Consider the following 13,901-nt stretch of genomic DNA (forward strand, 5'->3'; position numbering starts at 1 on the left):
CGAGGTGCAAACTAACATGCTTTAGTTTGCGATGTCAAAATTCCTTTGGGATGTAGAAATGTTAAAAAAGGCGCATTCGCTCACGCATTACTTCTACACACCTCATTACCTGTCTGAATGGTTTAATGAGTAGATACACGGCTTAGTCCGTGGCTAATCTATTTTTAAACTGCCACACCTTTAAAATCCAAAAATTATTATCGGCAAAGCAAGCTGTGGTGTAAACCAGCAGCAAGTGTTGTGCTGTGGATTATATTTATCAATTTAAATTGCAATTGTATCCTTGATTTATTATCAGGGGTGGTTGGTTATATTTAATCGCGTAGTTGCAAATTGATATTTGGTATTATTTAAAATCACAGCCCAGTATTAAACGATACAGTCACTTAGCGTTATTCGAGTCAAATACTGCTCGGTTTGCGCCGTTTGCTTGCCGACCACAAACAGGTCGGGTGAAGTAATGTACAATAAAATAACAATGGCAGTGGCGTTGGTGTTAGGCGCAACCGCGCAGGCAAATACCCTCGCAGCAGACAACAACAATGAACCAGAAAAAATCGAGATCACCGGTTCGCGCATTAAAGGCGTTGACCTCGAAGGTACGCAACCTATCACGGTACTCGATAGTGAAGCAATTAGTCGCTCCGGTGCCAGCACTGTGTATGACTTATTGCAAAGTCTGTCACAGGTTAAAGGCGGTAGTGGGACGTTTTCGACCTCAGAAAGTGGTAGCACCTCAACTTCGACACCCGCTGGGCAGGCCGCAGCCAGTTTGCGCGGCATGGGGCCATCAGCAACTTTAACGCTGATTAATGGACGCCGTATTGCGCCCAGTGCCTTTGCCGCTGGAACGCAAAACTTCGTTGATATTAATGCCATTCCCCTGAGCGCAATTGAGCGGGTCGAAATTCTAGCAACTGGTGCCTCAGCAATTTATGGTGCCGATGCAGTCGCTGGGGTAATTAACTACATTCTGAAAGAAGACTATCAAGGCGCGGAATTTGATGTGTCAGTTGGCAACAGTTTTGCCGGTTCAGATGAAGGTAAAGTGCAGTTCAATGCGTTATTTGGCACTGAGCTTGGCAATGGCAACCTCACTGTGTTTGGTGATTACTTTAAACGCAATCAGTTTGATGCGCGAGACCGAGCACATACCCGCGATGGCAACTTAACCAACAGCTATTCCTATTTACCTAAGCTCAGCAATACCCCCAATATTTATTACTACAGCAGCAAAGATGGTAATGAACTGGCAGCGCCCGGTTGCCAATCTGAACTGGTGACCACAGAGTATGGCGAGCAGATCTGTGCTTATTACCCAAATCAGGATGATGTTTTAACCCCGCCATTTGAAAGCTTTTCAACCGGCTTTATGTATAACCAAAGCTTGGGAGAGCATCGCCTAAAGAGCGATTTCTTTTTTAGTCGTACCAAAGCCACGGCATTTTCCAGCCCAGCGGCTATCAATCAACTTGATGACAGCGAAGGCCCTTATGTCAGCGAAGAGGCACTGTTTATTTTTGATGATGCCAACGGTGATAACCTGCTGCTGTCATCCTTGTATATCGACCCGTTTTCATCCTACTTAGGCCGTGAGTTGTGGGGTTTTGCCTTTGATGCGCGCTTTGATGCGCCACGCACCATCGAGGTGGAATCAGATAATTTACGCTTAGTGGTGGCATTAGAAGGTTACATTGGCGATTGGAGCTATGAGACTGGGGTGACATATTCGCAGTCCAAATCCAAGCAAGAGGCCATTGCTGGGGTGTACAACCGCTATCAATTCCACGCCGCGCTATCAGGCGAATTGTGTTCGGATGGCTCTATTGCGACCTTAGCTGAGGATAATGTGCTGTGCCAAAGCGGTACGCTGTTACCTTTTTATAATCCGTTTTTAGTGGGCGATGCAGCCAATGACGCGACGCTGGCGCTTACGCAAGCAACCCCAACACGGCGTGGCAAAAGTGAAGTGTATGGTGCCGATTTCAACGTCAGTGGCGAACTGTGGCAAATTCAGGACATCGCTATTCAGGCTGCATTGGGTGTTGAAGTGCGCCGCGAGCAATTATCCGATACGCCTTCGATGGATGCAGTAGCCGATGCCAACAAGGGTTATTTGGTCGACGTGTTTGGTTTTGGTTCAAGCATTGCTAAAGCTAAACGCGAGCAATTTGGCGCGTTTGGGGAGTTGTATATACCACTAACTGACGCATTAGAAGTGCAATTGGCGGGTCGTTTTGATCACTATGATGACTTTGGCTCGACGTTCAATCCAAAAATTTCTGCCAGTTATCGCGCCAATGAGCAAGTGCTGCTGCGCGCCGGTTGGGCGACCTCATTTCGTGCCCCATCTTTGACCCAAGCAGGGGTAAAACTGCGTACCACCACATCAACTTTTGACTGCGGCGCCAATCAGGCGGTGGCAGCGCTTTACTGCGAAGGTGATGGCACCTTGGTCACCGTGAATTCACTAGAATTAGGTAACAGTGCACTTAATGCAGAAGAGTCTGAGTCGTTGTCGTTTGGCTTGGCATGGAGCCCCTCTGGGGATACCAATTTAACCTTAGATTATTGGCAGTTTGATTATACCGATGTGATTGATACCAATATGACGGCAGTGTTAGACCGCGCACTCAGCGATGCGTCGTTACGCCATTGTGGCTTAGTGCCTGACGGACAAATGGGCATTTCATTTGCAGCGGATGTCTGTGCAGTTACTGACGATGCAGGGCTACGCATTGATGCCGATGGCGCCAACTTGCAGCAAGTGCTCGCCAACTATATTGCTGAATTTGATCCGCGCAATCAAAGTTTGCAGTTGTATCGTGATCATGTAATTCAGCTTGAGAACACGGGTACGCAAACCATCACAGGGGTAGATGTGAAGTTCGATCATCGTTGGCGCTTTGCCGACAGCGCGCTCAAAGTGAGTTTTAACCTGACACATTATCTTGAGTATCAACGTAATAAGCCGGGCTCAGACACGGTAGAAGAGTTGGTGGGGACTTTCCGCTATCCAGAAAATATCGCGCGTTTGGGCTTAAGCTATGACCGTGATGCTTGGTACGTCAATGTGTTTGCCGATTATATCGATAGTTATCAAGATGATATCGACGGTTTGCGCGGCCGAGAAGTGGATGAGCTAAGCGCTTTAGGTTTGCTTGATGAGCAGCAACAGCGCCAAGTAGAGAGCTGGACTACGGTCGGCTTGCGTGCGGGGCTAGCGCTCAGTGAGCAACTTGAACTGAGCGTGGCCATTGACAACCTATTCGATAAAAACCCACCTAGAGTCTATGGTACATCCAGAGGGTTTGATTCGATTAACCACCATGCGCTTGGCGCCAACTACCGTGTTGGCTTGCGTTATCGTTTTTAACTTGCCCAAATCAGGCCCGACCGCTTGCGAGCCAAGGGCCTTTATTTGCAGCCTTTACACTTAATCATTATCAGCATTAAGCAAGATAGAGAAGATGAAAAAAACCATTGCGATGCCAGACGCGTTTGTCATTTTGTTGTCGTTGGCGCTATTCACTACCGTGGCTTCTTATTGGGTCATTCCGGGATATTTTTTGCCGCTCACAGAAGGCCAAAGTTTAATTGCCCTTGATGATTTCCGAGCGGCGGAGGCACCAACTCCGCTCCCTTTGTTTGCTGAAGGGGGTGGCGCAGGTTTGGTCAACGTGTTGTTTGAAGGTTTAGTCAGTGGTGACCGCTTTGGTGCTGCGATTGGCGTGATAGCCTTTATTCTCATCACTGGCGGTGCGTTTGGTGTAGTGATGCACACGTGTGCTATCGAAAACGGCATGTTGGTACTGATAGCAAAAACCAGCACGCTGGATTGGCTGTTTTTACCCGTACTGTTTTTGGTATTTAGCGTTGGCGGCGCGGTATTTGGCATGGGGGAGGAGGCCATTGCATTTTGTATTGTGCTGTTCCCTATCCTTAAACAGCTTGGCTATGATGCAGCCGTTACTGTGATGGTGACTTATGTTGCCACGCAAGTGGGGTTTGCCACTTCGCCTATCAATCCGTTCAGTATTGCCATTGCTCAAGGCATTGCAGAGCTGCCTTTATTTTCAGGTGCTTGGCTGCGGGTTGTCGCGTTTGTGGTGCTTAATAGTATCGCGCTGTGGTTTACCCTAAGTTATGCGCGACACATTCGTAAAGCGCCACAGGCGCTGGCCGCCAAGAGCGAACACCGCTTAAGCGCATTAGATGCAACCATTCTTAGCGTGTTTACACTTTGTTTGGCTTGGGTGGTGTATGGCGTGACCGTCAAAGGCTATTACATTCCTGAGTTGGCTGCGCAGTTTTTTGTGCTAGGGATAAGTGTCGCTGCGGTGGCAAAATTCGGCGGACGCAGCAGCGTGCAGCAGTCGGTCGATGCGTTTAAGCAAGGCAGTGCGGAGCTACTACCGGCAGCACTTTTGGTTGGTTTGGCCAAGGGGTTGGTGATCCTACTTGGTGGCACCAGTTTACATCAGCCATCGATGCTCAATACGTTACTGTTTCATTGCGCCGCGCTTATCACCTTAGTACCAGATTATATTGCCGCTGTTGCTATGTATGTGTTTCAGTCGGTGTTTAACTTTTTTGTTTCCTCCGGTTCGGGGCAAGCGGCTATTACTATGCCGTTGATGTCACCGTTATCCGATTTAATTGGTGTGTCCAGACAAACAGCGGTACTGGCGTTTCAACTGGGCGATGGCCTCACCAATATCATCATTCCTACTTCCGCAAGTTTGATAGGTTGCCTTGGGGTAACTAATTTGGCTTGGGGCGAGTGGTTTAAACTCATTTGGCGACTCATGCTATTGCTGTTTGTGGCAGCCATCGCATTGATGTTGTTCGCTCAATTCATTGAATATCAATAGATTATTATGCTGACTTTAATTCGGGGTGCGACTGTATACGCACCTACTCACCTTGGCACGCAAGATGTGCTGATCGCAGGTGATAAAATTATTGCGATCGAAAAGTCGATTAACTTAAGCACTTCCATCGCGGTAAGCGAGGTAGCAGCGCATGACTGCTTAATGATCCCCGGACTGGTGGATTCTTTGGTGCATATCAGCGGCGGTGGCGGTGAAGCCGGATTTGCCAGTCGGACACCAGAGATGGGCGTGGCCGATGCGTTTTTGGCTGGCATTACCACTGTGGTGGGGGCGCTTGGCACTGATGATATTAGCCGTAGTCATTGTGACTTAGTGGCCAAAGCCAAGGGGCTACAACAGGACGGCTTAAACGCATTTGTTCATACTGGCTCCTATCATGTGCCCGTAAGAACGTTAGGGCAGTCAATTCGCCATGACATCATGTTTATCAATGAATGCATTGGTGTTGGGGAGGTGGCGATTGCTGACCACCGCGGCAGCCAACCCAGTGTACATGAGCTGACGCGTATTGCGGCAGAAGCGAGAACGGCTGGTTTGCTCGCCAATAAACGCGGTACGGTGAGTGTGCATGTGGGGGCGGGCAAAAGTCGTCTGGCGATTTTGTATGAAGTCGCCAAAAGCAGTGATATTCCTTTGTCGCAGTTTTATCCAACCCATATGAACCGCAACTCAGATTTACTGATGGCGGGGATTGAGTTTGCCAGTTTAGGCGGCGTCATTGATTTTACCGCCAGCACCACCGCCTACGACTTGGCGCATGGGGAATTGGCGGCGGCAGAAGCGCTGGCCTATTGTTTACAAAAAGGCGTGGCGCCAAATTTATTGACCCTAAGTTCTGATGGGCATGCTAGTTTACCGATTTATGATGAGCACAATCAGCTGGTGGGTTTTGAAGTGGGGTCGGAAATGGCGCTTTTTAATGCCCTCAAACAAGCGATCACTGAGTTTAACGTGCCTGTGGCAGAAGCTGTGCGGGCCGTGACGCAAAACCCTGCGGATATTCTCGGTTTGGCAAAAGGTCAGTTGTATGCAGGTGCCGATGCCGATTTACTGTTGCTACGCAAAGACGATTTTGTATTGAGTGACGTTTGGTGTCGCGGTAATAGAGTGATGCAGCAAACTCAACTGCTGCAGCGCGGCTTTTTTGCGGGTATTGGTCGTTTATCATAGTTGCCGCTCTTAATCGCAGCAGGGCGCTTTGTTCTGCTGCTTTCCCTACTTGGTCGATAAAGCCAATAAATGTCTGGACAAGCTAAGCCACCCCCATAACAATGAAGAACAATCACTTAGTAAACTAACGTCAAGTGGCTGTCATGTCAGTCAGGCAAACTGACGTTTTCATACAGGGAGCTGTCTATGACACCCGCACCAACTTCTGCTAGCTGGCAACACGCACTTGCTGCCAGCTATGAACAACTACTCAGCCAAATCGCCACGTTTTTACCGCATTTATTCGGTGCCATAATGCTGTTGCTGCTTGGTTGGGGTATCGCATGGGCACTCAGTAAACTCACGCTCACTTTGTTGGCTTTAACTAACCGTGTTATGGCCAGCGTTAGCCAGCGGCTGCAAAGCGAGAAAATCATCCAGCTTAACCCAAAACATGCGCGCTTTATCAGCCGAGCAATTTTTTGGGTGATCATGATGTTTTTTATCGCCGCAGCGACCTCTAGCCTCGGCCTCGACTTTTTCAGCGGCTGGATAGCCTCCTTGCTGAGCTATTTACCTAAGCTGGTGGCTGGGGTGTTGATCATGGTGGGCGGTTATCTCATCGGCAATTTGGTTGCCGCCATGGCACGCGCCGGAGCGCAGTCCATGGGCTTTGCGCGCGTCGAGGCAGTAGCCCGCACCGCAAAATTAGCGGTACTGTTTACGGCCATGGTGATAGGTGTTGAGCAATTGGGCATTAATATCCAATTTGTGACCAACATAGTGATTGTGGTGACCGGTGTGCTGTGTTTTGGTGTAGCGCTGGCTTTTGGTCTTGGTAGCCGCGAATTGATTGCCAATACCGTGGCGGCGCGGCAAGTGCTGCGTCATTGTCGCATTAACGACCAAATTGAAATTGCCGGATTGTCAGGTCGGCTGACGGAAGTGACAGCCACTATGGTGGTGATTGAATCCGACAAGGGGCGGACGTTATTGCCCGCCAGCTGGTTTTTCACTCAGCCTAGTTTTACGCGCGTCAGCAATTCGACTGATACCAACAGTTAGGAGCCAAATATGCCGACTCTTGACTTAAAACTCGCCCAGCATTTTTTGCTGGAGGAACCGCGCGGGGCGGCGCGGCGCTTAGAGCTAGAGGCGCCTGAAGTTGCTGCGGGATTGCTAAAAACCCTACCCAGCCATGCTGCCGTAGAAGTGTTGTGTTTGCTGCAAGCGGAGTTTGCGGCGGACGTACTGTTGTCCTTGCCTGAAGTGGAAGCCTCGCGCTGGTTAGAGCAAATGGAATTGGCGGATATCGCTGCGGTACTGCGCCATAGCACGGAAGCCGATTTTGCGCGTTTATTGAGTTTACTCTCGCAGAAAAAACAAAACTTATGCCGCATGCTCGCCAGCTACCCTGATTACACCGTGGGCGCTTGGGTCGAAACAGATGTCGTAGTGCTGGATGTAAAAATGACGGTGGAAGAAGCCATGCATCGGCTGAGAAAGCGTCATTATAAAGGTGGCGCGCAGCTTTATGTGGTGGATCAGCAACGGCAGCTGGTGGGACAAGTATCTATTTTTAACTTGCTACGTCGCACCGCGACTGAGGTAGTGGCGAGTTTTTTAGACACCAAAGTGTTAAGTTTAAGCGGTTTTACTGAACTTGCAGGTGCCTTGAAAGCGCCCGTGTGGGCACAGCAAGATCAAGTGGCGGTAGTCAGTCGACAAGGCGATTTTCTCGGTGAGCTCCACCATCATAAAGTGCGTAGTGCATTGCAGCGCAATACCCCACCGGCACCACTTTTGGAGGCCACCGATTTACTCGATGCTTATGCCAGCTCATTTGCCAGTCTGGTGGATGTGTTTACACCGACGCCAAAATCAGGGAATTAACTTATGGTCACAACCCAAGACAAACTGGAATCGGCAATTGCGCAGCTCAGTGACACCTTTCTCAGTGATTATCCACTGAAAAGCGCGCAGTTACTTGCGACCTTAACCCCTAAAGAAGCGGCTCGATTACTAGAAGAAAAGCCGTTATACGTGGTTAACCGCTTGTGGAAGTTTTTGCCGCCAGGCATAGCCGAAGTGTTTTTTTGCGCATTTCGTTTTGATTATCAGGTGGAGTTTATCTGCCATTTGGAAAGCCATGTCGCAGTGGGGCTACTTAGTAAGCTGGATGCAACCAGCCAGCAAGCGGTATTGGCTGCGTTAAGTGTTGCCCAGCCGAGTATTTACGCTGAGCTCAGCGATTTATTGGTTTATCCAGAAAATACCGCCGCGCGCATGATGAGCTGCCGAGTGCAGGCATTTTACGCCGAGACCACAGTGGCGGAAGCATTAAGGCAACTAAAACGGCTCAAAGGACAAGTTGCTGATGTGGTCTATGTGCAAAATGCTGAGCAGGTATTGATTGGCGAATTAGCCATCACTGTGTTGGTCGGCAGTGCGGGGAAAGCAGCCTTAGGCAGTCTTGCCACGCCAATCAAAGCGCGCCTCAATGTGATGGACCATAAAGATCAAGTGATTGAAACCTTTGAGGGTTTACGTTGTAGAGCGTTGCCTGTATTGGATGCTCAGCAGCAGTTAGTCGGGCAAATTCGCTTTTTTGATGTCTACCAATCGACTAAAGAAGAGTTGGTTAGTGACATGCAAACTATGGTGGGTGCCAGTAAAGACGAAAAAGCACTTTCCAGCAGCTGGTTTGCGGTGAAAAAACGCTTACCTTGGCTGCAAATTAATTTACTTACCGCCTTTGCAGCAGCCGCGGTCGTGGGCGCATTTGAAGGATTGATCGCGCAAGTAACCGCGCTGGCAATTTTACTGCCGGTTGCTGCGGGGCAATCGGGTAATGCCGGGGCGCAAGCGCTGGCGGTGACCATGCGTGGCTTAACGCTACGAGAAATCTCTACTCGGCATTGGTATCAAGTGATGCTCAAAGAAATGTTCGTCGGCTTGATGAATGGGGTTGCCATCGCCATTACCTGCGGCGTGGGGGTGTATTTGTGGAGTCAGTCGCTCGGCCTGTCCTTGGTGATCTCATTGGCGATGATAGCGTCACTGGTGATTGCCGGTTGTTCTGGTGCAATTGTGCCCATTGCGCTGAAAAAATTGGGTTTAGATCCCGCGCAGTCAAGCTCTATCGTGCTAACCACGATTACTGATATTGCGGGTTTTATGTCATTTTTAGGCATCGCGCTGCTGCTTGCTGATATGCTGCCAAAAGGTTAAGACAGCACCCGCTAAAGTTGACTCTGTTAAGTCCAATTCCCCGTTTATACATAGCTATGAACAGGGTTTTGTGCCAGTAGCGAGTTTGGCGCAATTACAGCTGGCGGTACGTTGGTATTTAACATTAGTTCCAAGATATGGCCGTCAGGGTCACGTAGTTTTGCGCGATAGCCAAACGGCGGGTGAGGTGCTTTTGGCGCACCAATCAGCCGCGCCGAGCGATGGGCTTGGGTGCAGAGTAATTCAAACTGGGCGGCAGAGCTGCAAGTGACGCCAAGATTGGCAAACGGTGCGAGGACTGGAAAGAATGCTTGTGATTCAACCAACACCAATATGAAGTCAGTGCTGCTATCACTGAGCCACACGATTTGCTGCTCTGTGGACGTATCACAGTATTGGTGGATGATGTTTAAGCCGGCGTAGTATTGGTAAAATTGCACACTCGCGACAAGGTCGGTCACAGGTAAAGTAAGATGAGTTAGTTTCGCAGCAAGCATGGTTTCAAAACCTAAAACATATGGTGCTCGCTAGCTTAAGACCTGAAGTTAAGTCAAGGTCAAGCAAATTGCTAATCATTGTTGCAAAAAATTTGTGGGAAAAGTGCAGCGTTAAGAACTGAGCACAGAAATTGTGCGGAAAAGTAAGGGCATGCTACAGCGCATGCCCATCAGTGGTTATTTTACGTCAAATCTATCCGCGTTCATCACTTTGTGCCATGCCGCAGCAAAGTCGTGGACGAATTTCTCTTTGGCATCTGCACCTGCGTAGACTTCACTGATAGCGCGCAACTGAGAGTTGGCACCAAATAGCAAGTCGACCCGTGAAGCATGCCATTTGATTTTGCCAGTGCTACGGCAGCGGCCTTCAAACTCTTGCTCCTCTTTACTGGTAGGCAACCATACGGTGTCCATATCCAGCACATTGACCAAGAAGTCATTGCTTAGCACCCCAGGTTGGCTGGTTAGCACTCCAGTCTGAGCGCCCTGATAGTTGGCATCCAGTGCTCGCATGCCCGCCACCAGTACAGTCATTTCCGGTGCGGTGAGCTTTAACAACTGCGCTTTGTCTATCATCAGCTCCTCAGCGGACACGCTATAACTGGCTTTTTGATAATTACGGAAACCATCCGCAATGGGTTCAAGCACAGCAAATGACGCGACATCGGTTTGTTCGTCGCTGGCATCTGTGCGACCAGGCATAAAATCAATGCTGAGTTGCACGCCTGCACGCTTGGCGGCTTGCTCAACAGCGGCATCCCCGGCCAGTATTATCATGTCTGCAAGAGACACTCGTTTATTGCCAGTTTGAGCAGCATTAAACGCCTGCTGTAATTGGCTCAATACATTGAGTACTTTTTGCAGTTGCTGGGGGTGATTAACTGCCCAATCTTTTTGTGGTGCAAGGCGAATGCGCGCACCATTAGCTCCTCCTCGACAATCCGAGCCACGGAAAGTTGAGGCTGATGACCAAGCGGTATAAACCAGCTCGTTTTGGCTAAGCCCACTACTCAAGACTTGCGCTTTCAGAGTTGCCACATCCTGCTCTGAGAGCAATTCATGGTCAATCTCAGGTACTGGATCTTGCCAAATCAAGTCTTCAGCAGGCACTTCCGAGCCCAAGTAACGTGCTTTAGGGCCTAAATCACGGTGGGTTAATTTAAACCATGCGCGAGCAAATGCATCGGCGAACTGCTCTGGATGTTGATGAAAGCGTTTGGAAATTTCGCGATAAATCGGATCTTCACGCATCGCCATATCGGCGGTGGTCATCATAATACCAACGCGTTTGCTGGCGTCTTCAACATCTGGTGCATGATCTTCAGGTTTTAAATTGATAGGTACCCATTGATGCGCACCCGCTGGGCTTTTGATCAATTGCCATTCATAGCCGAATAGCACATCAAAATAGCCGTTATCCCATTTGATCGGATTAGGCGTCCATGACCCTTCTAAACCACTGGTAATGGTATCGCGGCCATGGCCTTTGCCATAACTGCTCAACCAACCGAGTCCCATGGCTTGCAGCGGTGCTGCTTCTGGCTCCGGCCCGACTAATGCAGCATCTCCTGCACCATGGCACTTACCAAAAGTATGGCCACCCGCGGTCAAGGCCACGGTTTCTTCGTCGTTCATTGCCATGCGGGTGAAGGTTTCGCGAATGTCTCTGGCAGAAGCGAGAGGATCAGGATTGCCGTCTGGACCTTCTGGATTAACGTAAATTAAACCCATTTGCACTGCGGCCAGAGGGTTTTCCAAATCGCGCTCACCACTGTAGCGGTCATTGCCAAGCCAAGTGGTTTCAGCGCCCCAGTAGATGTCTTCTTCTGGTTCCCAGATATCTTCGCGGCCACCAGCAAAACCAAAGGTTTTCAAGCCCATGGACTCAAGCGCTACATTACCAGCGAGGATAAAGAGATCAGCCCAAGATAGGCTGTTGCCATACTTTTGTTTAACCGGCCACAACAGGCGACGTGCTTTGTCGAGGTTAGCATTGTCTGGCCAGCTGTTAAGAGGTGCAAAACGTTGATTACCCGTTGCAGCACCACCTCTCCCGTCACCAGTACGGTAGGTGCCTGCGGAATGCCATGCCATGCGGATCATAAATGGACCATAATGACCATAATCAGCTGGCCACCACGGTTTAGAGTCTGTCATTAATACTGTTAGGTCGTGTTTAACCGCAGCGAGATCTAAAGATTGAAATGCAGCTGCATAGTTAAACTGTTCACCGAGTGGGTTGGACTTTTTATCGTTTTGGTGGAGAATTTTAAGATTCAATTGGTTTGGCCACCAATCGAGATTCTTAGTGCCCGCCGAGCCAAGGCGGGTGTTACCCCCATGCATAAAAGGGCACTTTGAGGCTGTCTTGCTGTTTTCCATAATCAAGTCCTATTCTACGTTGCAAAAAGTGGGTCAACCGCTGCCCCACAAGATATAGCCTAGACTATAACCATGAACTTGCTGTACATAAAATGACTTATCCAGATTGATTTAATCTGTTTTTGCGATTGGCAATCTAAATTCAATCAATTTTTACGTTGGTATCACTCCCTATGTTTGCGAAGTTATTGCCGATACTCGCTTATGGAAATCAGTCAAACATGAAAAACATCTTCTTTGACAATGCGTTAATCCCACTTATCGCGGAGCTGCCGATGGCCGAGTACAAATATAGTATAGTACGGCAATTTCGATACATGCGACTAAGGCTATCACCCAAATCGGTGCGCTACTGAAACACAATAACGCAAAGCCTATTAGCATCCCTGTCCCAGCCAGACATTTGCCTTTAATCGGAATGATCTGATGTTGTTGCCAAAGCTGCAATGAAGGACCAAATTTGGGGTGAGTGAGCAGCCAATTTGCTAGCTGAGGATTTGAGCGAGTGAAGCAATACAGCGCGAGGATAAAAAAGACCGTCGTCGGCATCACGGGTAATGCCATGCCAATAAAGCCGAGCACCACAAATAAGATCCCAGCAACGTGCAACCAAAAACAGCGCGTAAATAAAGCCTTCATCTGTAATTCTGACTCAAAAGGGGGGCCTTATTAGAGCTTAACATAAGCCGCTAGGAATGCTAAAAATCGTTAAATAATGATTTTATTTCAAGCGCAAGAGAAAAAACCACATGTCTTTGCCTTGTTGTCGTGCCGCGACTTGAAGATGCTTCATTATTCGCATTTTGCTATTTCCACTGAGTCGTAAGGCATTGCATAATGACGGTCAATTCAGTTTGTGAGGTGTGATCAATGCAACTGCCAAATTCCGTTACTCTATTAGAAACCGCCACCGGGCTTAGTTATATCCAAGTGCATAGTGCCCTGTGTCAGGCCAAAATTTTCTTGCAAGGCGCTCAACTCAGTGAGTTTATTCCAACTGGGCAAAACAATTTAATTTGGGTGTCTGGTGATGAAGATTACCAGCCGGGTAAAGCCATTCGTGGTGGCATTCCAATTTGTTGGCCTTGGTTTGGTGTACACAGTGACCCAACTTGGCCTATCCATGGCGTGGCGCGCAAACTGATGTGGCAATTAGACGCAGTGCGTGAGGAGGGTGAGCGCGTATTGGTGAGCTTAAGTTTACCGATGGAACTGGTCGACAAAACCTATTGGCCGCATCAATCAAGCCTGAGCGTAGAGTTTGAGCTTGGTACAGAACTTGTGGTACGCCTCACCAACAGCAATTTAGGTGATACACCCTTTACCTTAACTCAGGCGTTACATACTTATTTCCCGACCCCAGACATTACTCAAACCACAGTGGATGGGCTGCAAGGTGCGCAATTTATTGAATTCGATCAAGGGCCATTTTTACAACAAGATGTGGTCGGTTTTGCCCGTGAAACCGATATGGTTTACACCGAGGCGGCGCCAGAGCAACGTATCCATACACCTGCGGGTACTATTTTGGTCGGGCGTGAAAATTCAAGCTCATGCGTACTTTGGAACCCATGGATAGATAAAGCCAAACGTCTTACCAATTTCCGTGATGACGAGTACCAAGTAATGCTGTGCCTAGAAGCAACCAACGTGATGCAGGATAGTGCCACAGTGGCCCCTGGTGCCAGCCATACTTTAACAACCCGTTTGCGCTGGTTGTAAATCTGCTTAACTGTCGTATCCTAGA

Annotated in this window: 10 protein-coding genes; 7 read left to right on the plus strand and 3 right to left on the minus strand. The window is 48.9% G+C overall.

Annotated elements, in window-relative coordinates; translation table 11 throughout:
* Positions 1–460: 460 nt before the first annotated feature.
* The 6 genes from ACFOEE_RS12240 to ACFOEE_RS12265 all read left to right on the plus strand — a co-directional run bounded on the left by ACFOEE_RS12240 (position 461) and on the right by ACFOEE_RS12265 (position 9,275).
* Complete coding sequence (locus tag ACFOEE_RS12240; RefSeq protein WP_377124626.1) at positions 461–3,376, plus strand: TonB-dependent receptor domain-containing protein; 2,916 nt, start codon at positions 461–463, stop codon at positions 3,374–3,376.
* Between the two features lie 94 nt (positions 3,377–3,470).
* Positions 3,471–4,874, plus strand: coding sequence for a putative basic amino acid antiporter YfcC (gene yfcC / locus ACFOEE_RS12245; RefSeq protein ID WP_377124628.1), 1,404 nt, complete (start codon positions 3,471–3,473; stop codon positions 4,872–4,874).
* 6 nt (positions 4,875–4,880) lie between these two features.
* The gene (gene iadA / locus ACFOEE_RS12250) at positions 4,881–6,065 is read left to right on the plus strand and encodes a beta-aspartyl-peptidase (protein WP_377124630.1); all 1,185 of its coding nucleotides are present in this window, start codon (positions 4,881–4,883) and stop codon (positions 6,063–6,065) included.
* A 186-nt stretch (positions 6,066–6,251) separates the two neighbouring features.
* Positions 6,252–7,109, plus strand: coding sequence for a mechanosensitive ion channel family protein (locus ACFOEE_RS12255; protein ID WP_377124632.1), 858 nt, complete (start codon positions 6,252–6,254; stop codon positions 7,107–7,109).
* A 9-nt stretch (positions 7,110–7,118) separates the two neighbouring features.
* Complete coding sequence (locus ACFOEE_RS12260; protein ID WP_377124634.1) at positions 7,119–7,937, plus strand: magnesium transporter MgtE N-terminal domain-containing protein; 819 nt, start codon at positions 7,119–7,121, stop codon at positions 7,935–7,937.
* Positions 7,938–7,940: 3 nt separating this feature from the next.
* Positions 7,941–9,275, plus strand: coding sequence for a magnesium transporter (locus tag ACFOEE_RS12265; RefSeq protein WP_377124636.1), 1,335 nt, complete (start codon positions 7,941–7,943; stop codon positions 9,273–9,275).
* Positions 9,276–9,319: 44 nt separating this feature from the next.
* Here the strand turns inward: ACFOEE_RS12265 and ACFOEE_RS12270 are convergent, their stop codons facing one another.
* From ACFOEE_RS12270 to ACFOEE_RS12280, 3 genes are all read right to left on the minus strand, one after another.
* Positions 9,320–9,772, minus strand: a complete 453-nt coding sequence (locus ACFOEE_RS12270) for a VOC family protein (RefSeq protein ID WP_377124638.1) — start codon at positions 9,770–9,772, stop codon at positions 9,320–9,322.
* A gap of 177 nt (positions 9,773–9,949) precedes the next feature.
* Complete coding sequence (gene katG / locus ACFOEE_RS12275) at positions 9,950–12,154, minus strand: catalase/peroxidase HPI (RefSeq protein ID WP_377124640.1); 2,205 nt, start codon at positions 12,152–12,154, stop codon at positions 9,950–9,952.
* 258 nt (positions 12,155–12,412) lie between these two features.
* Complete coding sequence (locus ACFOEE_RS12280) at positions 12,413–12,793, minus strand: YbaN family protein (RefSeq protein ID WP_377124642.1); 381 nt, start codon at positions 12,791–12,793, stop codon at positions 12,413–12,415.
* A 231-nt stretch (positions 12,794–13,024) separates the two neighbouring features.
* On the opposite strand from ACFOEE_RS12280, the gene ACFOEE_RS12285 reads away from it, so the two are divergent.
* The gene (locus tag ACFOEE_RS12285; protein WP_377124644.1) at positions 13,025–13,876 is read left to right on the plus strand and encodes a D-hexose-6-phosphate mutarotase; all 852 of its coding nucleotides are present in this window, start codon (positions 13,025–13,027) and stop codon (positions 13,874–13,876) included.
* The last annotated feature ends 25 nt before the right edge of the window (positions 13,877–13,901 follow it).

The organism is Pseudoalteromonas fenneropenaei (genome assembly GCF_042643375.1).
Classification (GTDB): domain Bacteria; phylum Pseudomonadota; class Gammaproteobacteria; order Enterobacterales; family Alteromonadaceae; genus Pseudoalteromonas; species Pseudoalteromonas fenneropenaei.

Coding starts and splice junctions, on each gene's coding strand:
- ACFOEE_RS12280 (WP_377124642.1), bottom strand. CDS start 12,793: ATGAAGGCTTTATTTACGCGCTGTTTTTGGTTGCACGTTGCTGGGATC.
- yfcC (WP_377124628.1), top strand. CDS start 3,471: ATGAAAAAAACCATTGCGATGCCAGACGCGTTTGTCATTTTGTTGTCG.
- ACFOEE_RS12255 (WP_377124632.1), top strand. CDS start 6,252: ATGACACCCGCACCAACTTCTGCTAGCTGGCAACACGCACTTGCTGCC.
- ACFOEE_RS12265 (WP_377124636.1), top strand. CDS start 7,941: ATGGTCACAACCCAAGACAAACTGGAATCGGCAATTGCGCAGCTCAGT.
- ACFOEE_RS12270 (WP_377124638.1), bottom strand. CDS start 9,772: ATGCTTGCTGCGAAACTAACTCATCTTACTTTACCTGTGACCGACCTT.
- ACFOEE_RS12260 (WP_377124634.1), top strand. CDS start 7,119: ATGCCGACTCTTGACTTAAAACTCGCCCAGCATTTTTTGCTGGAGGAA.
- iadA (WP_377124630.1), top strand. CDS start 4,881: ATGCTGACTTTAATTCGGGGTGCGACTGTATACGCACCTACTCACCTT.
- katG (WP_377124640.1), bottom strand. CDS start 12,154: ATGGAAAACAGCAAGACAGCCTCAAAGTGCCCTTTTATGCATGGGGGT.
- ACFOEE_RS12285 (WP_377124644.1), top strand. CDS start 13,025: ATGCAACTGCCAAATTCCGTTACTCTATTAGAAACCGCCACCGGGCTT.
- ACFOEE_RS12240 (WP_377124626.1), top strand. CDS start 461: ATGTACAATAAAATAACAATGGCAGTGGCGTTGGTGTTAGGCGCAACC.